The sequence below is a fragment of the Paraburkholderia sp. J11-2 genome, from assembly GCF_905220185.1.
GTDB lineage: Bacteria > Pseudomonadota > Gammaproteobacteria > Burkholderiales > Burkholderiaceae > Paraburkholderia.
In genome coordinates, this window is sequence record NZ_CAJMYY010000050.1 from 1 (window position 1) to 19,652 (window position 19,652).

A 19,652-nucleotide genomic window follows, 5' to 3' on the forward strand; every position below is an offset into this window, starting at 1 on the left:
GCACGTCCTCGTGCTGTGCGTGGTGATAGGCAGTTAGATATCGCTAAGTCAACGTCTCCGTGTTTAATTAGTCGGCTATGGGGGCAATCTGACGATTTGAATTGTTAGCGTCCGACTCAGCCATGACCCACTAACCCTGATAGCTTGGAACCTGTTATATTTACCAATGCAACCGGCCAACGCTTGCCTGACTCCTAGCTCAGGAGGCTCCCAAGTTCTCCAAGCTTCTCTGGGGAGTAAGGCGGATACAGCGACTTGAGTAGTTGCTCCGACGGCGAGAGCAGCATCGACTTTCTATTTGAGAACGTTGTAAAGCTGTGTTTTCCGAAGTATTTACCGATGCCAGATGGGCCCACTCCGCCGAACGGAAGTCCTCCCAGCCAGCAATGTATATTTGTGTTGTTCACACATCCGCCGCCGAATGACACGCCGTCAAGAAACGTCTGCACGTTCTCGGCGTTGTTGCTGAACATGTAGCCGGCCAGCGCTTTCGGTTTTGCGGAGATGAACTGGATCACCTCCTGAAGGTCGTCGTATGGCAGAACAGGTAGCACGGGCCCGAAAATCTCGCCACACATTGCCGGCTCATCACGTCTTGCCGGATAGATAATGGTTGGCTCGATATAGCAGTCTGCTACATCAAAGCGACCACCGTATGCCACGGAAGCCCCCGCTGTCATCTGCGCAATTCGTCGAACGTCGTCCGGGCTTTTCATTCGGCTGTAGTCTGGACTGGAGCGGGCGTCACTCCCGTACATTTCTAGGAGCGCGGTCTTGCAGGCTTGTACGAACTTGCCCGCGACGGACGAATGGACAAACACGTATCCCGGCGAGACGCACCACTGCCCAGAAATCGCGGTTGCGCCCCATGCTAGTTGCGTTGCCGCATGTTCGATATTCGCAGTCTCGTCCACGACAGCGCAGTTTTGTCCACCGAGTTCAAGGAGTACCGGTGTGAGATGTTCGGCCGCAGCACGCATCACAATCTTTCCTACCTTCTCGCTACCAGTGAAAGCGATGAAGTCAAACGGAAGAGCAAGTAGGTCAATAACAGCCTCCTTTGCGCCGGCCACGAGCGCAAACACTTCAGCCTCGAAGTATTTCGGCACGAGTTGAAGCAGGAGTTCGCTCGTGTAGCTGGTCGCTTCCGAAGGTTTCGCAATGACCGTGTTGCCAGCCGAAAGTGCAGCAATCACCGGCTCAAAAAGAAGGATCAGAGGTGCGTTAAACGGACCAATCACAAGGGTGACGCCGTATGGCTCATAGAATATTTTCCCCTGGTGCCCCGACGCCGCGAGCCCTCCGGGGATCTCAGCCGTTTCCGGCTCCATCCATTGCTGCAAGTTCTGCAATACATTTGCGATAGTCGCAAGAGGACCGTGGACTTCCATATACTGTTCGAAGGCAGCTTTCTTGAAGTCCATCCCCAGTGCTTCATAGAATGCACCCTCATTCTCGCGGAGCAAAGCTTCGAGGCTGGACAGCTGGGCCTTACGCCACTCAAAGCAACGGGTACGTCCCGTAGCGAAGTAAGCCTTCTGCCTTTCAAAAATTTCTTCAAAAGAAAGCACTTTGCAGTCCTGATTTCGGTTGTTGACCTGAAGGGTTCTTCAGGTTCTTCAGGTCGTTCTGACATAGGCTTTTTTTAGACCGGGAACCAGCCGCCGTGAAAGCCATATGGGATGCGACTCGGAAGCTCGACCTTGGCAAGGGGCCATGTGAAACATCAAGAGCGTCAAAGACGGCGAACTCGCTGATTTCCTTCTCGCGGTTGCACATCACAGTGACAATCCAGCCTCCTTCTGCGGCCTTCTCTGTGCACGGAACGAATACGGGTTCGTGGAAGTACGCCAGCGGTGATGGCGCGTACCCAGCGGCGGAAATTGCAGGTTCTGGCCATTCCTGTACAGCGTCCCGGGCAGTCCTGCTGACAGGGTGCCGTAGGTAACAAGAAGGTCCACAACCGTCAGCTCTTCCGTTACTGGCGCGTAGTTCTCCTGGAGCGTGACATGGTGGGAGTAACGGCTCTTCAATTTCGTATCCATCTTCGTGTGGGGCAAAGCTGCTGCTGATAAAGCATTTGGGAATGCAGGTCAAGCACCGGGACGGCCTCGTAGGGAGTGACGACCGTCCCGTATCTCAAGGATTAGGCTGCATTCCGGAAGAGGTTGTGCGGGTCGATTACAAACTTCTTGGGCGCACCCGAGTCGAACTGCGAGTAGCCATTGGGGGCGTCGTCCAGCGAGATGACCTCAACGCCGACCGCCTGCGCAATTTTGATGCGGTCCCAGAGAATTGCCTGCATGAGGGCGCGGTTGTACTTCATGACCGGGGTCTGCCCGGTGAAGAAGCTATGTGACTTTGCCCATCCCAAACCGAAGCGGATACTCAAGGAACCTTTCTGTGCGGCAGTGTCTATCGCCCCTGGGTCTTCGGTCACGTAAAGACCTGGGATGCCAATTTTCCCTGCGACCGCCGTTATCTCCATGAGGGAGTTAAGCACCGTTGCTGGCGCTTCATGCTTCGCGCCGTCATGCCCGTGTCCACGTGCTTCGAAGCCAACGGCATCAATCGCGCAGTCGACCTCTGGCATCCCCAGGATCTCGGCAACTTGGTCGGCGAGACTGGCGTGATCTGAAAGGTTGACCGTCTGGAAACCCTGCTTCCGGGCATGGTCCAGTCGTGCCGAATTGATGTCGCCGACAATGACGACGGCTGCGCCCAGCAGAATTGCGGAACTGGCGGCCGCAAGACCGACGGGACCGGCGCCCGCCACGTACACCGTGCTGCCGGGGCCGACTCCAGCCGTAACCGCGCCGTGATAGCCCGTTGGCAAGATGTCAGACAGACAGGTCAGGTCGCGAATCTTCTCCATCGCTTGTTCCTTGTCGGGGAAGCGCAGGAGGTTGAAGTCGGCATATGGCACCATAACGTATTCCGCTTGGCCGCCAACCCAGTCGCCCATGTCGACGTAGCCGTATGCGCCGCCCGCTCGCGCCGGATTTACTGTGAGACATACGCCGGTATGCTGCTCCTTGCAGGTCCGGCAGCGGCCGCACGCGACATTGAAGGGAACCGAAACCAGGTCTCCCTTTTGGAGCGTTTCAACGTCACGCCCCAGCTCGATGACTTCCCCAGTGATTTCGTGCCCGAGAATGAGGCCGGCGGGCGCGGTCGTACGGCCTCGGACCATATGCTGGTCAGAGCCACAAATGTTCGTTGAAACCACTCTCAGAATGACCCCATGGTCAATCTTGCGGCCTCTTGGGTCCGCGAGCGTCGGAAAAGGAATTGACTGAACTTCCACTTTCCCTGGGCTTACATATGCAACACCACGATTCGACGACATAAGTTTGTCTCCAATCTGTTGATTTGACCTTTACGCAGCCTCTGGTTGACGGAGCAGCCGCTCAACTACACGACGTACCCGGTTGGGTCCGACATCGACGTGAATATCAATCTGCTGACGAACGGGGAACTCCTTCTGATTACGGTACTGCGCCTCGATCACAACCTTGTCCTCGTCGAACGTCGCAGCGCTTTGCTCGATGACGGTCTGTTTGACCCGTTCAACGTCTGTTTGAGGGTTGCTGGCAACCGTCCAGAAATAGTGGGTTGTTTCGTCGGTTTCGGGTGTGATTCCATGGAAGCCGCGCATGTGAAAGCCTCCACGCTCAGGGTCGTCAATGTCTCCAGAGTCGGCGTCAAGCGCACCTGTCCAGATGCGGATATGCGAGACGCGGAATTCAATCTCTTGCCAGCGATCGACCAGCCCTGTGAACGACCATGCAGCGGTGTAGGTCGGGGGCGGATCGGAGGCTGGCATCTGGCGAACAAGCTTGACTGTGTCTCCGTCAGTGCTCACCGTAGCTTTCGCGTTCATGTGTACGGGAGCGTTTCCGCCGATGGTCTTCAGATGGACATAGCCCAGATGGCTCAGGTCCATCAGATTGTCGTGAATTAGTTGATAGGGTGCTTCGTAGTGGTAGTTTCCGCCACCAAAGTGATAACGGGAGTCAGAATGAACCGGATATGAAGGGGGCTCGGAGGATGGCGTGCCAGCAGCATTGCCCCCAACCCAAACCCAGACAATCTGGTCACGTTCGACGACAGGGTAAGACAGCACGCGAGCTTTCGAGGGGATGCGCTCCTGCCCGGGAATCTCGATGCATGTACCTTGGCGGTCGAACAGCAATCCGTGATATCCGCAGCGAACTCCCTTCGCCTCGACAGAACCACACGAAAGAGGCAGTTCCTTGTGGCAGCAGCGGTCTTCGAGCGCCCCTACCTCACCGGTCGGCAGGCGAAAGAACACCATCGGGCGGTTGAGTATTTTCCGAGCAACAGGCCTGGCATCGAGTTCCCATGAGAAGGCCGCCACCCACCACTGATTCATTGGAAAGGCGGTTCGGTGCAAGGTGATAGGCTTCTCTAACGCAAGGTTTTCCAATTCTTTTCTCCTAAGGCCTTAAACCTTTCTCACGCATTGCGTCGAGCAGGATTTTGCCAAGTGCTTCGATTCGCCTAGAGGTCCAGCACTAGGACTGGAGTCTTTGAACGCGAACAGCAGGGCATAAACTGGTCACCGGCGGCTTTTTCTTCGTCGGTCAAATAGGAATCGCGATGGTCCGGTGTTCCGTCAAGAACTCGGGTTAAGCAAGTGCCGCAGACTCCCTGCTCGCACGAAGTGAGCAACTCGACTCCTGTCTCAGCCAAAGCCTGCACGACCGTCCAACCAGGCGCCACATCGACGGTGACGCCGTTGCTGGCCAGTTTCACCTGGAACGTCTTATCACCCGCGGATTGCTCTACGACTCCTCCAAAGAACTCATAGTGGAGTCGGCCCTCGACCCAATTCTGTCTGCGAGCCTCGGCCAATACTGCGTCCATAAAGCCACGAGGCCCGCAAACATATAGGTGACTATCGGCGGGCGCCTGCTCAAGTGTCTTTGCAATGTCAAATACCTGATCGGGGTCGCCGTCATCAAAGTGAAACTTCACGCGATGGGCGAAATGGGAGGAGTCGATTCGCGACACAAAAGCGGTCCGGCCTCGTGAGCGGGCGCAATAATGCATTTCAAAGTTTTCGTCCGCCACCGACAAACGTTCCGCCATGCAGAGGATTGGCGTTATCCCGATTCCCCCGGCAAGCAAGAGATGATGCGCAGCATCATGCGCCAGCGGAAAGTGATTTTTCGGTTCACTAATTTTTACCTTGTCACCTTCCTGGACAAGGTCGTGTATCGCTTTAGAGCCACCACGTCCATCTGCCGCACGCAACACAGCGATGTGATACCGGTTCGATTCGTTCGGGTTGTTGCACAACGAATACTGCCGAACCAGCCCGTCAGGGAGATGCACGTCAATGTGCGCCCCTGCGCTGAACGAAGGGAGACTTGCTCCGTTGATTGCTGTCAGTTCAAATCCGCAAATGCCCTGCACTTCAGTCCATTTGCGCGAAACCTTAACGTCGAGAGTTGCTGTGTTCATGACCGCTCCGACACCCTTTCAATCGGGATCACCTTCTTTTGCGAATTTGCCTTGAGCTCTTCGGCGAGTAGGCGGTCGATGACTTTGCGAGAAAGCACTCCCCCGGCATCGATGTTCAGCTTCAGCAGCGCGCGCTCCGGCCAGGCATCGAGATTTCGCTGTTGCTGTTCAAGCATTTCGAGGTCTTCGGCAAAAATCTTGCCTTGGCCTTCCCTGATGGATGCAGTCAGGTCCTTGTCTTCCGGACGGAAGTTTCTTGCCATGCCCCAGAAGTACCAAATCGACGATTCGGTCTCCGGAGTGATGAAATCAACCACGATGGAGGATGCCTTGAATTCGGCCGGGGCTTCGTAGCCGCCGTGACCGGCATGGGCAACGCCCACCTCAATCATCACGTGGCTGGGAGGGGTGAAGCGGCAAATTTGCCAACGGTCGACTGGAACGTCGTCGTCCAACCCGTTTCCTCGTAGCGCGAGCCGCCAGAAAGGCGGGGCCATGATGTTCTGCATGAAACGGCTTGTGATAACTTCATCGCCAGAGCTTGTCGTTTTCGGGGCTGCTTCGTCGATTTCCTTTTGGCCAATGCTGCTAGCGTGGACGTAAGTTTCGTGCGTCAGGTCCATGAGGTTGTCAATCATCAACCTGTAGTCACAGCGGATGTGATACAGGCCGCCGCCGTGTGCCCATGCGGGATCGTCCGCCCACGGGAGATGGAGCAGCTTTGCGGGGTCCGCCTCGTCGCGGTCACCGGGCCACACCCACACGAAGCCGTATTTCTCGATAACAGGGTAGCTGCGGATAGTTGGAAAACCGCTGACGCGCTGACCCGGCATGCCAGAAGTCTTGCCGGTGCACCCCATTTCAAGACCGTGGTACCCGCACACGAGCGTGCCGTCTCGTACGAAACCGAGTGACAGCGGGGCACCTCGGTGAGGGCAGAAGTCTTCAAGCGCGGTCGCGATGCCGTCCGCAGCTCGATAGAACACCATTGATTCACCGCAGATCTTCCGGCCGAGGGGCTTGGCCTCACCAATCTCGTCTGGCGTGCAGGCAACATACCAGGCATTCTTCAAAAACAATTTACGTCTCCATGGGGGGACTTGAATTCTGACGTTTGGAAGTAATATTCCGTACACTGAATGACATTCAGTGTACTCATTGATGGCCATACACGCAAGTCGCGCGGTATACTGGTTTTCCCGCAATACGAGCGCTTTTACACGCGTGCGATGATTTCAACTGAGGAAAACATGAGCGTCGCTAACGAAGTAGCGTCCAGCCTGGACCTCTATGAGGAGCCGGGACATTTGATACGCCGTGCGCATCAAATCGCTGTTGCGATGTTCCATGAGAAATTAGGGCGCGAAGTAACGCCGGTTCAGTACGCGGTGTTACGCATGCTTTATGAATCGCCTGGCTTGGACCAGGTCACTCTCGCACAGAGGGTTGCACTCGATACGTCGACGACGGCAGAGATGGCTGCACGAATGGAGGCGAAAGGCTGGATTCTGCGCGAGGTTTTGCCCCGTCGACAGAGAAAACTCCTCCTCACGCCGGCAGGGGAAAAGTTGCTGAACAAGTTTCGGCCTGCGGTACAAGAGCTCCGCGCTGGATTGTTCGAGGGTATGGGGGAGGAAGATTCTGAAGATTTTATCCGGCTGCTGCGCAAATTCGTTCATTTGAACAACGAGCAGAGCCGAGCACCGTTGCGCGTTGATAGCGGCGCGTAAAGCCGGTCAAACGCGGCCAACGACAGGGTGTCTGGGCCGTCAAGAACTGCAACGTGCCGTCACGATGTCCACCGTAACTCCATCCGCGGATGATGAACCGGTGCAGGTGTTCGTCGCTCCAGCCCATGGCGAGTTGCATCACACGATGCAGTTGCGCACTCGTGACCTGCTCGGGAATCAGAAGTCGCCGCCAGACCGGCGGGCTCACCCCGCGCAGACTGATTCGCAACTGGAGGACGGAAGGCGCATCGGAAGAGGCGGAGTCCATTGACCCAATATTAACTTCCTTGCGGCCATACTCGCTGTCACCCGATTTCGCCCCCGCTTTGGCGCGGTCTCCTTACCGTTCACGGCTAAAGAAATTTAGATTTTCGGTATGTCGTTTCCCGCACTATTTCGGCGAGAACCGCGCCGCGTGCACGGCAGCGCGCTCCGCAGACTTTGCTTCGTAGATTTGCCGCGCCGCGGCCATCTCATCGCCGTGCTCTTTTGCCCATTCGTACAGCGTGTGCAGCGGCTCCATAAGGCTGCGGCCCAAGTCAGTCAGCTCGTAGTCCACGCGCGGTGGAATGCTCGGGTACATGGTTCGGCTCACCAACCCATCCTGCTCTAGTGCCTTGAGGGTAAGCGTCAGCATCCGCTGTGAAATGCGGCCCACCTGACGCTGGAGCTCGTTGTATCGCAGCGGACCTTCGCTCAGCGTACCTACGACCATGACCGTCCATTTGTCGCCAATTCGAGCCAAAACATCTACGACCGAGGCACAGACCGGGTGGTCGTGGCCGCGAACATCTGTGTTCGTATCGCTCATAAAAGTGCCTCCTTGTGCAATTCCTCGTCGAATCTAACATGACGGCACGAACATTTTGTCCGTTACTTACAGGATTAGCCCATGAAGCTTCTACATATTGATTCCAGCATCGCCGGTCAACAGTCCGTGAGCCGCCAATTGACCGCGGCCATCGTCCGCCGCCTGCGAGAGGCCAATCCCGACGCTGTCGTGATCTACCATGACCTGGCCGCCGAACCGGTGGAGCACCTAGCCGTTGCCCCCGCCGCGGGAAGCGTGACGCTTGAAGAGTTCTTGGCCGCAGATGTCGTGGTGATCGGCGCACCGATGTACAACCTGGGAGTACCCAGCCAGTTGAAAGCCTGGATGGACCGATTGGTCGTGGCTGGAAGAACCTTTTACTACACTGAGACCGGGGTGCAGGGCGGGCTGTGCGGTGGTAAGCGCATCATTGTTGCCTCCACCCGCGGCGGCTTCTACACAGCGCCTTCTCCGATTGCGGCCATGGATCACCAGGAAAGCCATCTGCAAAGCTACTTCGCTTTCTTGGGCATATCGGATGTGGAATTCATCCGTGCCGAGGGAACGGCAATGGGGGACGAACTGCGGCATCGTGCGCTAGAGGCGGCTCTGGCCGCCGCATCGGCACTGGAGGCAGAATGAATTCCAGAGCTCTGCTCGGCTCGCAGATCCTGCACGGCAGGATGAGCGGTGTTCGTTGCCATTACAGCCGGACCAGACCACCAGTGGCTCTGGGACGCTCAAATTAATAGGTGCCCACCGATTTGGGTGGGCGTCATCTAGCAACCACCTCGGTCCGACTGGTCGCCTCCTTTCACCCGTCTCAATGCGCGCCCCCCGCGTCTGTTGCGGCGGCCAGCACGCGCGCGATGTGATCGCGCTGCCCCGCATTGATGATGGGTCCGAGCGCGACGTCGTCGGTAGCTGGATCGCCTCGGTTCCTGTATTGCGAAGTCAACAAGGGGGCAACAGTTTAATCCCTAGTCGTGATGTTCCTAAAAGCGGTGTCGAACGCCGACAATTGCGATCTCTTGTGAACTCGTGCCGCCGGAGGTATAGCTGTCGGCGATGACCGCTTGAGCCGGGCCTTCACCGTTGGTGCCCGAAGCGTGGCCATACCCAGCTGAGAAGTACAGGTCGGTGCGTTTCGACAGGGCATAGTCAGCGGCGAATGTCACTTGATGATAGGTTGCCGACGAATCACCATGTGACTTCATAAAGTTGTATCCAACTTCGAGCGTGACCTCTGGCGTTGTCTGCCACGCAACGAAAGTGGATGCATTGTTAAATCGTTCGCTGTTGAGGAAAGTCGAATCGGCATCTGCAAGGTATTCCACGTAGCTGTAATATGCGCCGAACGTCAATGGACCGGCTGCATATGCTGCCCCCGCGCGAGCAATGTTATATCGACTGGCAGTAGCATACGCGCGGTTCACGGGACTGAAGAATCCTCCGTTAGCGCTCGATTCACCGCGAGCCGAATACCTTTCGTTTCCATTGTCAGCGTGAAAATACCCTCCCGCGAGAATAAGCGATCCGACTGAGTAGTTTAGCGCAGCACTATATGACTGGCCCGAGCCGAGCGCACCCGCCACATTACCGAAGCCGTATTGAAGTGCGGTCTGCAACCCTCCCCAGTTTGGGCTTAACCACTTGACTGCGTTAATGATTTTGAGTGTTCCGTCAGCGAGGTCAACGTCGCCCGGTGACGTGAAGTATTCGAGAAAGTAGTTCCCTTGTACTGGCATGAGGAGATCGAAAAGTCCGTCTAGCTGATGGCCAAACGTTACCGTCCCGTACGTATCGCTCTTGAGCCCGACATATGCTTGCCTATTGAACAGTCCGTCTGTCGCCAGTGCACCGTTATTCAGGTCGATCTGACTCTCGAGAGTAAAAAGAGTGGACAGTCCACCACCCAGATCCTCCGATCCCTTCAAGCCCCAAACGGATGGTTGCATTTGGCTGCTCTGAAGCGATAGTGAGTTATTTGATCCGCCGTTGTTGTGAACGTACTGGATAGAGTTGTCTAGTACGCCATACAGCGTCATGGTTGATTGTGCGCGAGCGCTGCAAACGGTACAAAGTGCCGCTACCCCGAAAAGCATACTGATTCGTTTCATTGGATAATCTCCATGTCCTTTTTTATGACAGTCTTTTTTAACGAAAATCTCGGCAATGATTTGACGCGCGAGCATATATCACACGCACCCTAGGAAGATGCATGCTAGAATCGGCAGACGAAATTGCGGATGCCTGAAGCTGTGTAGGTGCGTGCGCTTAAACCGTGCCGTCAGGCTTCAGACGCATGAGGACGCGGCTAACTGCTTCGACCGCCTGATCCGCCTCATCGCGGGAAAAAGTCAGCGGTGGTGAAAGGACAAGGTTTTGCGCACTGCTTATCCGGACAATCACGCCGGTTTCGTCGCGGATAATGTCCGGAATTCTCGAGGCGGCGTCTGGCAGAGGGCGGCGTGTCTCCTTGTCGACCACAAGCTCGAGTGCGATGCCAAGGCCCATTTGGCGAATCTCGCCTATGTTGGGGTGTTTGAGTAAAGTCGCCAGCTGCTCCGCGATGTAGCGTCCAGTATCGTTCGCCCGATCAACCAGCCCCTCATCATTGAGAATTCGAAGATTTTCCAAAGCGATTGCACACGCGACGGGATGGTCACTGTATGTGTAGCCGACCGGGTAGCCATGTCCCTGTCTAACGGTGTCCGCGACGTCCCGAGTCATCAACACCGCACCGAGCGGAATATATCCGCTCGAAATTCCCTTCGCAGTCACGAGGATATCTGGGGAGACGCCAAAACGCTCAGTAGCAAACCACCGTCCCGCACGCCCGAACGCTGTAACAACTTCGTCGAAAATCAGAAGGATTCCGTGCTTGCGCAGGACTTCCGCCATCCGTGGCCAATAGTCGTCAGGGGGAATAATCATCCCGCCAACGCCCATGATCGGCTCTGCAATCATTGCGGCAATATTTTCAGGCCCAATTTGGGTAATGGTCGATTCGAGTTCCGCCACACAGAATTCAGTGATGTTTTGACCATCGAAGTACCAATTGCGATACGGATGCGGTGGTGTCAGATGTGCAACGTGCGGCAGACCCGGGCCGGTACCCTCGTTCATCTCCGCGAAGCCCGTGGCCGTTCCGCCGCCATATGCGAGGCCGTGGTAGGCGTTCTTGCGTGACAAAATCCATGTACGACGGCGCTCGCCACGCATATAGTGGTAATACCTGGCGGTCTTGATGGCGGCGTCGTCGCCTTCGGAACCGCCACTCGTGAAGAAGCTCATTTCCAAGTCACCTGGTGCCATTTGAGCCAATCTCTCTACGAGCTCAATGGCTTTGTCGTTCGTGAAATCCCAGAAGCAGGTGAAATACTCCCACTGCTTCATCTGTCGCGCGGCGACTTCGGCGATTTCTTCCCGACCATGGCCAATCTGAGCAAGCCAGAGCCCACCAGTGGCATCGAGATACTGGCGTCCTTCTGCATCCCATAATTTGCATCCTTTCCCACGGGTGAATATGGTGCGATTGGTGGTTGTGAGCGGCAAGTGTGGGTGTACGACGTGACGACGGTCGAGCCCGATCAGTTCATCTACTGTTCTCATCGGTTCAGCTACCTCAGTTGGATTGGGATTGCCCCAGCATTTCGTTGTTCGTGTTGTTTGTGCCGCGCCGGAGAAACCCGTTGAGCACCCCAATCAGAGCGGCGATCAAGACGAGCCAGGGGAGTCTCGTCGAAATGCCTTCGGTGGATCCGCTCAGTGCACCGAAGTTGGTTACGGCGACGATCACGACCGCCAGGAGGCCCAAAGCACCCAGCACGGGAGCCACTACGCCTTGCCAGACGGGGCGCTCGTGAATCCGAGAAAAGAAGCCAATGACACCGACCGCGCCAAGAGTTTGGAGAACGAGGACCCCAAGTGTTCCAAGCGCGACCATCCACATAAAGATCACCTGCACAGGGTCAGCGTTGCGCAACATGAATCCAGCGAGGATTGCTGCGCAGCAAAACGTCAGAACAACGCTGGCGACGAACGGACTGCCGTGACGACGATGGATTTTGCTCAAACGCGCGGGAAGGAAGCGCCCGCGGGCGAGAGCGAACAGATAACGGCAGAGTGCGTTATGGAATGAGAGCAATACGGCAAAGACGCTAGTGAGGACGAGGATCTGCATCAACTGGGTTGACCACTCGCCGACAAACTGGGTATTGGCGCTGAACACAAACGTGATGGGATTGGCAGTCGCCTCATGCTGGACGTCCTGACCTGAATAGGCGAGTGAAAGGCACCACATCGTGAGCGTGTAGAACAGCCCGATCAAACCGATTGCAATGTAGGTTGCCCAAGGGATCGTCCGTTGAGGATTTCGCGCTTCTTCGCCGTAAATCGTGGTCGATTCGAAGCCGACAAAGCAGGAGAACGCGAACATGAGTGCCGTTCCCACGCCTGGCCCCCTCAGTGTCGACAACGCAAAAACCTGCAGGGTGGAAGTGTGGAAATCAGTCTTTATGAGGACGGCGACGTCGAAGATAAAGAGGATCAGAACCTCAAGCACCATCAGCACACCGAGCACTTTTGCCGAAAGATCGATATCCATGTAGCCGAGCACGCCGGTCAAAAGAACCGCAGCTATTGCGAGCAGCCGCCAGTCAATCGCGACCGCGGTGAACTCCTTGATCGTATCGGCGCCAAAGGCAGCGAATTGGGCGTAAATGCCAATGAGCATGCAAACGTAGGCGAGGAGCGCAACACCGGCAGCAGCATGGCCCGCGCGAATGCCAAGGCCGCGCTTGACAAGCTCGGCAAACCCACCCGCGCTTACGATGTACCTGCTCATTGCGGCAAAGCCGATAGCGAATAATAGAAGGACGCCAGCTGCCAGCAAGTACAAGGTGGGGGCGCCACTCCCTACCATCGAAAAAACAGCAGGCCCTGCTCCCAATGTCGCGCCGAGCGGTGCAGCTGCTGCGACGACGAAAAACACAATATCGGCAATTCCGAGCGATGCAGCCTTTAGCTGATTCGTCGGCTGGTCTTGTTCCATGATGCTCCTCCGGGCTGGTAGCGATTTATGCGTTTCGTGGTAGCTGATTATTGGCTCGCATATTCTGTCCAGCAATGCGAAATCGCTGATCAATCAATCGAAATTTCCGATCACAAGAAGGCTCGGGAAGTTGCATTTCCGGAGCCCGCTTGCTTAGCCCGATAATCCGCCCCCAATTATGCGTTACTCGTTTCTAGAAGGCTTTGGTACGATAGGCGTATGAAGTGAGGATCTATGCGATTGCACAATACGTCGTCCGCACAGTGGAGCCAGCCCAATCGTCAGTGGACACCGCTCGCTGCCGGAATCCTCGCAGTTGTACCGGCCCTGGTTGTAATATTGCGCGTTCGGGGTCCGTGGAGGGATGAGTTCGATGGACACACGACAGCTTTTGTTGGCGATTCGTCTCGCCGAAACCTTACATTTTGGCAAAGCGGCCGAGATCGAAAATATTGCCCAGTCGGGGCTCAGTGCGCAGATCGCAAAATTGGAGTCCGAGCTTGGCTTTAGCCTGTTCGAGCGAACTAATCGCCGGGTGATCGTTACTGAAGCGGGGAAAGGTTTTATCGAACGCGCTCGTCAGTTGCTCGGCGAGATGTCAAATACGATTGTCGAGTGTCGCGCTATAGCGGAGAAGAGTCGCGGTATTCTGAAGCTGGGCTTCTTCGGCGACGCTGCGGGCGAGCTCACACACCTCATCCTCAGTCTGTTCCGGCGTGTGAATCCGGGCATCCGGCTGGTGTGTACCGAACTGACTATGACCAATCAGGTGCAGGCTCTGATCAGCGGGCGCGTTGACGCCGCTCTTATGAGGCTGCCAGTCGATGATGAGCGCCTCGAAATTGACGTGATGTACGACGAGCCACGCGTCGTAGTCGTCCCTGCAAATCACCCACTTGCGCACGCGTCAAGGCTTCAGGCCGCCGATCTTTTCGACCAACCCTTTGCGGTCGCGGCCGCAGGGGCGCCCTCAGAGTGGGCGTCTTATTGGAGTCTGGCGTCGGAACGTCATGAACCGAGTCGAATCGGTGCTTTCGTTCAGTCAGTGCCCGAGAGCCTCGCTGCGGTAGCGTACGGCGGTGCCTTTGATACGTTTCCGTTAACTGCTACTCGAATTTTCTCTCACCCTGGCGTTCGTTATGTCCCGTTGGAAGACGCGCCGCGCAGCACGCTAGCACTGGTGACATTGAAGGGTAATCGAAACGCGGCGGCGAAATCGTTGCGCGAATGCGTTATACAGACTCTCGATGCCTCTCTCTCTCAAATTCCAGAGGCACGCCGCGATGTCGACGATTTGCCAACAAAAAGATAGTTGTGTTCATCGAGAATTGCACTGAAATCGGCGCACGCATCCGTGGTCGATTTCGCTCCCGACTTCGCTCTCTCTCCCGGAATCGGGGCAACGTACCGTACCCCGATCAAATTGTTCGCGCGTTTTTGAATCAGATATTTAACTTCCAAGACGCAGCGCTAAAATTCAATTAATCGTCGGAATAAATTTGGCGGATGATATCTTTAGTCGTTGAAATGTAACCGTCGATATCCTCATCCGTCATCGGCAGCGTCAGTCCAATCTGACCACGATGCACAGGGAAGTAGCCGCGAGTCGCCATTTCGAGCGCGTAGACGTTCATGCTGTTCTCATCAATCTTGTGCCAGTAATCACGATGGGTCGTGATTTGCTCGCCGGCTTGTTTGGTGAAAGCGTAGCCCAATACCGAGAAGGAACCGAAGACGACAAACGGGAACCCGGATTTCTCGGCCCAGGCATTGAGCTCTTCCTTGATCTTTGCGGCCAAGTCGTTGAGCCGCTGATAGGCTTTGATATCCATCGCCTTGAGGCACGCAGTCCCTGCGGCGCAAGCCAGCGGATGGCCATGATGGGTGCCAGAGATCATGACCTGATTGTCTTCCACCACACGGTAGATTTCGCGAGTTCCTCCAACAGCGCCGATCGGAAGACCACCGCCGATCATTTTACCGAGGACGGTGAGGTCAGGTTTTACTTGATACACGTTCTGGAGGCCGCCGTACGCGGCACGCAACGTGATCGTTTCATCAAAAATTAGCAGAATGCCCAGTTCTGTTGTGAGCGCGCGAAGCTTATGTACGAAGTCCTTTTGGAGTTCGACGATACCACCAGCGCACGACTGCAACTCCATGATGAGGCAGGCTATATTTTTCGCGTTATCGCGAAGAATCCTTTCGCAAGATTCAAAGTCATTCTGGGTGAGCACGACGACGTGCTCACTCTTGTAGGACGGGATTCCGTCCGAATCGGGCAGGGATTTGGGGTTAGACGAGGGGCCGGGGAAGTTGTCCGGATTGGGATGTGCGGAAATCGCGAGGTCGTCAGTAAAGCCGTGGTAACCTCCCTCGAATTTTGCGATTCCTTTTCGACCCGTATAACCCCGTGCAATTCGGATGGCGCCCAGACATGCTTCGCTCGCGGAGCAGAAAAACTTGACCTGTTCCACGGATTCGATGCGTTCACACAGGATTTTGGCAAGATCTAATTCGGCGTCCGTCGGATTGCCAAAAGAGAAACCGGTCTCGAGCATAGCTTGCATCGCCTTCACGATTTCGGGGTGATTATGCCCCAAGACATTGGTCGAGAAGTTGTTGTTCAAGTCGAGTAATTTATGGCCTTCTATCGTTTGAATATACTGTGCGTCACCTTTCTCGACGAAGATCGCATGTGGTCCATATCCAAATGTCCGTCGGCTGAATCCACCCGGGATATGGTCTTTACCTTGTTGGTTTTTTGTTTTAGAGAGATGAAATGAGTTAGAGAAGTTATCAATTGATTGTGCGTAGTTAAGCTTCATGATGTTGCGGCCTTAAATAATTGAAACGCTTGATGCGCTGGGTAGTTTGCGTAGAGAATTGGTTAACTATATTATTTCCGTAAACATTTGCGCGTCAACATCGAATCTATGATCAATCAATCGATATCTGAGATTGGAAAAAAAAGAAGTCTCGAAGGCCATCGAAGCATGGCGATTTGCGCCCGTTTCCGTGAGTCGCAAGAGGAATGTCTTTCGCGTGTACATCAACGCTGCGTGTCGTCCACTGAACGTCGGCGACAACCTTTGGGCGACAGTGCATGCCCATGGATACGGCGATCATGGCTTGATGTCCAGGTTGCGTTAGATGGTAGTCTGTATGGATTCGGCGGCCAGGATCACAAACACGCGAACCGAGTCTGGTCGGGTCTCGTTACGGGCCGCAACGGAGATCAGCGAGTCGAAGGCAGCCCAACACATCGGGACCGTACCATCGCCGAATAGGAACTCGCGTTCCTCGCTTTCGCGTTGGTCGAGTACGGCTGCGAGCAGGGCGACTTTGTCGGTAGCAACCCTGACCGGGACACGCCGGCCTTGTCGGCGGTATCAGAGATACCGTGACTCGTCACCCTTCTTGTGGGCCTTCTTGTCTGCCGGGATTGCAAACCGAGTCGGGAAGGGCATTTTCCTTGTTCTCGTACTGGTTGGTTATATGGTGTGTTAATACCTTTGCAGTTGAACGAAGCGCGGGGCAGGGACGCAGCTCGCGCGTCCCGAGTCCGCAGGCGACGAGACCGTCGCCCGGTGGAATGGTACCCGCACTATTTCGGCGAGAACCGCGCCGCGTGCACGGCAGCGCGCTCCGCAGACTTTGCTTCGTAGATTTGCCGCGCCGCGGCCATCTCATCGCCGTGCTCTTTTGCCCATTCGTACAGCGTGTGCAGCGGCTCCATAAGGCTGCGGCCCAAGTCAGTCAGCTCGTAGTCCACGCGCGGTGGAATGCTCGGGTACATGGTTCGGCTCACCAACCCATCCTGCTCTAGTGCCTTGAGGGTAAGCGTCAGCATCCGCTGTGAGGACGAACTGCGGTGTTCGTTGCCATTGCAGCCGGACGTGACCACCAGTGGCTCTGGGACTCTTACATTAATAGGTGCCCACCGATTTGGGTGGGCGTCATCTAGCAACCACCTCGGTCCGACTGGTCGCCGCCTTTGAACTACCGCTTATCTTTAGCCGACCGTGCTTCCACGCATTTCGCGAGGCCGAATACAATGTCTAGGCGAGCAATGCCTGTTCTCGGGAAGGCCCGTGTTCGGAAGGACAGGTACGTAACCATGGGACTTGCGTCGATATTCGGCAAATTACGCGCCTGGATCGAGTGGAGTCCATCGTTTGCGCCGTTCTTCAACATGCCGATGTCCTTCAGCGGGCATCTTGGGGCGACGGACAATGTCGTGGGCCGCCCGAGCAGTTCGTGACGAGAATATTCGTTTCCGTCGACAAATGCCGCGTTGCAATACATGGTGATTCTCGAGACGTCGGTCGTCGAAACAGGCATTTACCCCGTATGCGAGAAGACCTCGCCATGCTTGATCGATGTGCATGCCCGTGCCCTTTTCAACTGTCGATTTTGCCACGAACCGCGAAATGCCTACTGCGGTGTCGGTCATTTACTACGTGGTCTACTCACACTTAGCACGTGTTCCTCAAGCAGGATTGTGCGTAAGTTCGAGGGCCGCAAATCACGTTTTGCGGCGTTGGGAACGACATATGAACCGTCTCAAATCGACACAAAGGCACAGTCCTGTTCTGGCGCGCACTCGCCGCAGCGCGGAATTGCTCCGGACTCGCGATCCTGACTTCCACACGCTCCTGCTTCGTCTGCGCGTTCACGCAGCGCGCGTCAATTCGCTCACTGTTCAATAGCTGAACGCTTTTCTGAGCTTGACGCTGTAAATATGGGCAATCTGGGGGCGCGAACAATTCCCGATGGCGGCGCTCACCCTTCTTTTGGTAGCGTGCCTAGATGCGTACGTCGGCAAGCGTCGTTGACGTACTCCAACACGGCTTTCGCCAAATACAGAAAGGACTCAGCATGACCGGTACTTCCGCACGCCTTTTCGACAACGACAACTGGCATCGGCGTCTCTTCACAGGCGTATGGCAGGACGGCACATCGGTTGCCGACGTTTTGGAACCCGCCACCGGTAAGCGCCTCGCAAGCATTGGCATGGCTGACGCCGAACTCGTGGGCGCGTCGTCGAAGGCTGCGTTCGAGGCGCAGCAGGCTTGGGCTGCGCTGCCTTATGACGAGCGCGCTGCCGTATTGCGCCGCGCCGCACGTCTCGCCGAAGACGCGTTCGACGAGATCGCTGGCTGGATCGTGCGCGAAAGCGGATCGACGCGCGCGAAGGCTGGTTTCGAAACCATGGTGACGGTGAAGGCGCTGCACGAGGCGAGCGCTCTTCCGTCTCGCTCCGCAGGTGAGGTTTTGCCTTCGGTACCCGGCCGCCTCTCGCTCGCTCGCCGCCGTCCGTTGGGTGTGGTCGGCGTCATCTCGCCGTTCAACTTTCCGCTCTATTTGGCGATGCGCGCGGTGGCGCCGGCACTTGCACTCGGCAACGCCGTCGTGCTCAAACCAGATCCGCGCACTTCAGTCTGCGGCGGCTTTGTAATCGCACGCCTGTTCGAACTTGCTGGCCTGCCAGCGGGCGTGCTCCACGTGCTGCCCGGTGACGGCGCGGCAGGTGCGGCGCTTACGAGCGATCCTCACATTGCGATGATCCAGTTCACTGGGTCGACGAACGCAGGCCGCAAGGTCGGCGAGGCGGCAGGACGCCACCTGAAGAAGGTTTCGCTCGAACTCGGTGGCAAGAATTCGCTGATCGTGCTCGACGACGCCGATCTTGATCTCGCCGTCGCCAACACGGCGTGGGGCGCGTATCTGCATCAGGGCCAGATCTGCATGGCGACGGGCCGCGTGCTCGTGCAGCGCAAGATTTACGACCGATTTGTGGAAAAGCTCGTGGCGAAAGCGGCGAGCCTCACTGTCGGCGATCCGGCTACCGATGACGTCGCGCTCGGCCCCATCATCAATGCGGGGCAGCGAGATCACGTCGCGCGCGTGCTAGCCGCCGCGACAGACGCGGGGGCGCGCATCGAGACGGGCGGCGACTTCCGCGATCTGTTCTTCGAAGCGACCGTGCTGAGCGGCGTGACGGCGCAGAACCCGGCGTTCAACGAAGAAATCTTCGGGCCGGTCGCGGTGGTTGTGCCCTTCGACACCGACGAAGAAGCGATTGCGCTCGCCAACAACACCGAATATGGGCTTTCCATGGCCATCGTAACGTCGGACGTAGGTCGTGGGCTGCGCATGGGCGAACGCCTGCGCACGGGTCTCCTGCACATCAATGACCAGACCGTCAACGACGAGGTCATTAACCCATTCGGTGGGGTGGGCGCGTCTGGAAATGGTACCAGCGTAGGTGGGCCGGCCAACTGGGAAGAATTCACGCAGTGGCAGTGGCTCACCTTGAAGGGTGAAGCCCCGCTCTATCCCATCTGATCGACACAGGTGCTTGAGCGGTCCGAAGCACATCGACGATTCGCTGAGTGAGGGCATGAGTAGCAACTGCAGGTCGCGGTGTCACGGCCGCAGTTGCACTTAATAAGGGAACCGCTTGGATCCAGATGGCATGTTTGCGCGGGCGGAAGCACGTTTAGATGCTCATGCGTGTGGTCGCCACGAAGCTCTGCCATACGGACTTTATCGTGCGCGA

General features: G+C 56.3%; 18 protein-coding genes. 4 read left to right on the forward strand and 14 right to left on the reverse strand.

Annotation, left to right across the window (positions count from 1 at the left end; all coding sequences use genetic code 11):
- Positions 1–194: 194 nt before the first annotated feature.
- The 7 genes from U5A57_RS39490 to U5A57_RS39515 all read right to left on the reverse strand — a co-directional run bounded on the left by U5A57_RS39490 (position 195) and on the right by U5A57_RS39515 (position 6,569).
- Positions 195–1,571: an aldehyde dehydrogenase family protein gene (locus U5A57_RS39490; protein WP_321917569.1), complete on the reverse strand. Its 1,377-nt coding sequence runs from the start codon at positions 1,569–1,571 to the stop codon at positions 195–197.
- Positions 1,558–1,884 (reverse strand): carotenoid oxygenase family protein, encoded by a 327-nt coding sequence (locus tag U5A57_RS41775; protein ID WP_415774366.1) that lies wholly within the window; start codon positions 1,882–1,884, stop codon positions 1,558–1,560. The genes U5A57_RS39490 and U5A57_RS41775 overlap by 14 nt, the downstream gene beginning before the upstream one ends.
- On the reverse strand, positions 1,779–2,045 hold the full coding sequence (locus U5A57_RS39495; protein WP_321917570.1) for a hypothetical protein: 267 nt from the start codon (positions 2,043–2,045) through the stop codon (positions 1,779–1,781). The genes U5A57_RS41775 and U5A57_RS39495 overlap by 106 nt, the downstream gene beginning before the upstream one ends.
- 101 nt (positions 2,046–2,146) lie before the next feature.
- Complete coding sequence (gene fdhA / locus U5A57_RS39500; RefSeq protein ID WP_321917571.1) at positions 2,147–3,349, reverse strand: formaldehyde dehydrogenase, glutathione-independent; 1,203 nt, start codon at positions 3,347–3,349, stop codon at positions 2,147–2,149.
- 30 nt (positions 3,350–3,379) lie between these two features.
- On the reverse strand, positions 3,380–4,396 hold the full coding sequence (locus U5A57_RS39505) for an aromatic ring-hydroxylating dioxygenase subunit alpha (protein WP_321847161.1): 1,017 nt from the start codon (positions 4,394–4,396) through the stop codon (positions 3,380–3,382).
- A 128-nt stretch (positions 4,397–4,524) separates the two neighbouring features.
- Positions 4,525–5,490 carry a PDR/VanB family oxidoreductase gene (locus U5A57_RS39510; RefSeq protein ID WP_321917572.1) on the reverse strand — a complete coding sequence of 322 codons (966 nt, stop codon included), beginning with the start codon at positions 5,488–5,490 and terminating at the stop codon, positions 4,525–4,527.
- Positions 5,487–6,569 carry an aromatic ring-hydroxylating dioxygenase subunit alpha gene (locus U5A57_RS39515; protein ID WP_321917574.1) on the reverse strand — a complete coding sequence of 361 codons (1,083 nt, stop codon included), beginning with the start codon at positions 6,567–6,569 and terminating at the stop codon, positions 5,487–5,489. The genes U5A57_RS39510 and U5A57_RS39515 overlap by 4 nt, the downstream gene beginning before the upstream one ends.
- A 171-nt stretch (positions 6,570–6,740) precedes the next feature.
- Between U5A57_RS39515 and U5A57_RS39520 the strand changes: the two genes are divergently transcribed.
- Complete coding sequence (locus tag U5A57_RS39520; RefSeq protein ID WP_321847160.1) at positions 6,741–7,220, forward strand: MarR family transcriptional regulator; 480 nt, start codon at positions 6,741–6,743, stop codon at positions 7,218–7,220.
- Here the strand turns inward: U5A57_RS39520 and U5A57_RS41780 are convergent.
- Positions 7,141–7,488: a plasmid pRiA4b ORF-3 family protein gene (locus U5A57_RS41780; RefSeq protein ID WP_408602550.1), complete on the reverse strand. Its 348-nt coding sequence runs from the start codon at positions 7,486–7,488 to the stop codon at positions 7,141–7,143. The genes U5A57_RS39520 and U5A57_RS41780 overlap by 80 nt on opposite strands.
- A gap of 123 nt (positions 7,489–7,611) precedes the next feature.
- Complete coding sequence (locus U5A57_RS39525; protein ID WP_321847154.1) at positions 7,612–8,031, reverse strand: helix-turn-helix domain-containing protein; 420 nt, start codon at positions 8,029–8,031, stop codon at positions 7,612–7,614.
- An 81-nt stretch (positions 8,032–8,112) separates the two neighbouring features.
- Here U5A57_RS39525 and U5A57_RS39530 point away from each other — a divergent pair, with 81 nt between their 5' ends.
- The gene (locus U5A57_RS39530) at positions 8,113–8,673 is read left to right on the forward strand and encodes an FMN-dependent NADH-azoreductase (RefSeq protein WP_321917576.1); all 561 of its coding nucleotides are present in this window, start codon (positions 8,113–8,115) and stop codon (positions 8,671–8,673) included.
- A gap of 353 nt (positions 8,674–9,026) precedes the next feature.
- Here U5A57_RS39530 and U5A57_RS39535 read toward each other — a convergent pair whose 3' ends face one another.
- From U5A57_RS39535 to U5A57_RS39545, 3 genes are all read right to left on the reverse strand, one after another.
- A complete protein-coding gene (locus U5A57_RS39535) occupies positions 9,027–10,151 on the reverse strand; it encodes a porin (RefSeq protein WP_321917578.1) in 1,125 nt (374 codons plus the stop codon).
- 157 nt (positions 10,152–10,308) lie between these two features.
- A complete protein-coding gene (locus tag U5A57_RS39540) occupies positions 10,309–11,646 on the reverse strand; it encodes an aspartate aminotransferase family protein (RefSeq protein WP_321917579.1) in 1,338 nt (445 codons plus the stop codon).
- Positions 11,647–11,659: 13 nt separating this feature from the next.
- On the reverse strand, positions 11,660–13,087 hold the full coding sequence (locus U5A57_RS39545) for an APC family permease (RefSeq protein WP_321917581.1): 1,428 nt from the start codon (positions 13,085–13,087) through the stop codon (positions 11,660–11,662).
- A 373-nt stretch (positions 13,088–13,460) separates the two neighbouring features.
- Here U5A57_RS39545 and U5A57_RS39550 point away from each other — a divergent pair, with 373 nt between their 5' ends.
- The gene (locus tag U5A57_RS39550) at positions 13,461–14,399 is read left to right on the forward strand and encodes a LysR family transcriptional regulator (RefSeq protein WP_321917583.1); all 939 of its coding nucleotides are present in this window, start codon (positions 13,461–13,463) and stop codon (positions 14,397–14,399) included.
- A gap of 169 nt (positions 14,400–14,568) precedes the next feature.
- Here the strand turns inward: U5A57_RS39550 and U5A57_RS39555 are convergent, their stop codons facing one another.
- Positions 14,569–15,915: an aspartate aminotransferase family protein gene (locus U5A57_RS39555; RefSeq protein WP_321917585.1), complete on the reverse strand. Its 1,347-nt coding sequence runs from the start codon at positions 15,913–15,915 to the stop codon at positions 14,569–14,571.
- Between the two features lie 779 nt (positions 15,916–16,694).
- Positions 16,695–16,994, reverse strand: a complete 300-nt coding sequence (locus U5A57_RS39560; RefSeq protein ID WP_321917586.1) for a helix-turn-helix domain-containing protein — start codon at positions 16,992–16,994, stop codon at positions 16,695–16,697.
- Positions 16,995–17,968: 974 nt separating this feature from the next.
- On the opposite strand from U5A57_RS39560, the gene U5A57_RS39565 reads away from it, so the two are divergent.
- A complete protein-coding gene (locus U5A57_RS39565; protein WP_321917588.1) occupies positions 17,969–19,438 on the forward strand; it encodes a benzaldehyde dehydrogenase in 1,470 nt (489 codons plus the stop codon).
- The last annotated feature ends 214 nt before the right edge of the window (positions 19,439–19,652 follow it).

Excerpts from the sequence above, each read along its gene's own strand:
- U5A57_RS39540 (WP_321917579.1), bottom strand. The coding sequence starts at position 11,646 with ATGAGAACAGTAGATGAACTGATCGGGCTCGACCGTCGTCACGTCGTA.
- U5A57_RS39545 (WP_321917581.1), bottom strand. The coding sequence starts at position 13,087 with ATGGAACAAGACCAGCCGACGAATCAGCTAAAGGCTGCATCGCTCGGA.
- U5A57_RS41780 (WP_408602550.1), bottom strand. The coding sequence starts at position 7,488 with ATGGACTCCGCCTCTTCCGATGCGCCTTCCGTCCTCCAGTTGCGAATC.
- U5A57_RS39535 (WP_321917578.1), bottom strand. The coding sequence starts at position 10,151 with ATGAAACGAATCAGTATGCTTTTCGGGGTAGCGGCACTTTGTACCGTT.
- fdhA (WP_321917571.1), bottom strand. The coding sequence starts at position 3,349 with ATGTCGTCGAATCGTGGTGTTGCATATGTAAGCCCAGGGAAAGTGGAA.
- U5A57_RS39520 (WP_321847160.1), top strand. The coding sequence starts at position 6,741 with ATGAGCGTCGCTAACGAAGTAGCGTCCAGCCTGGACCTCTATGAGGAG.
- U5A57_RS39565 (WP_321917588.1), top strand. The coding sequence starts at position 17,969 with ATGACCGGTACTTCCGCACGCCTTTTCGACAACGACAACTGGCATCGG.
- U5A57_RS39525 (WP_321847154.1), bottom strand. The coding sequence starts at position 8,031 with ATGAGCGATACGAACACAGATGTTCGCGGCCACGACCACCCGGTCTGT.
- U5A57_RS39510 (WP_321917572.1), bottom strand. The coding sequence starts at position 5,490 with ATGAACACAGCAACTCTCGACGTTAAGGTTTCGCGCAAATGGACTGAA.
- U5A57_RS39495 (WP_321917570.1), bottom strand. The coding sequence starts at position 2,045 with ATGGATACGAAATTGAAGAGCCGTTACTCCCACCATGTCACGCTCCAG.
- U5A57_RS39505 (WP_321847161.1), bottom strand. The coding sequence starts at position 4,396 with ATGAATCAGTGGTGGGTGGCGGCCTTCTCATGGGAACTCGATGCCAGG.
- U5A57_RS39555 (WP_321917585.1), bottom strand. The coding sequence starts at position 15,915 with ATGAAGCTTAACTACGCACAATCAATTGATAACTTCTCTAACTCATTT.
- U5A57_RS39530 (WP_321917576.1), top strand. The coding sequence starts at position 8,113 with ATGAAGCTTCTACATATTGATTCCAGCATCGCCGGTCAACAGTCCGTG.
- U5A57_RS39550 (WP_321917583.1), top strand. The coding sequence starts at position 13,461 with ATGGACACACGACAGCTTTTGTTGGCGATTCGTCTCGCCGAAACCTTA.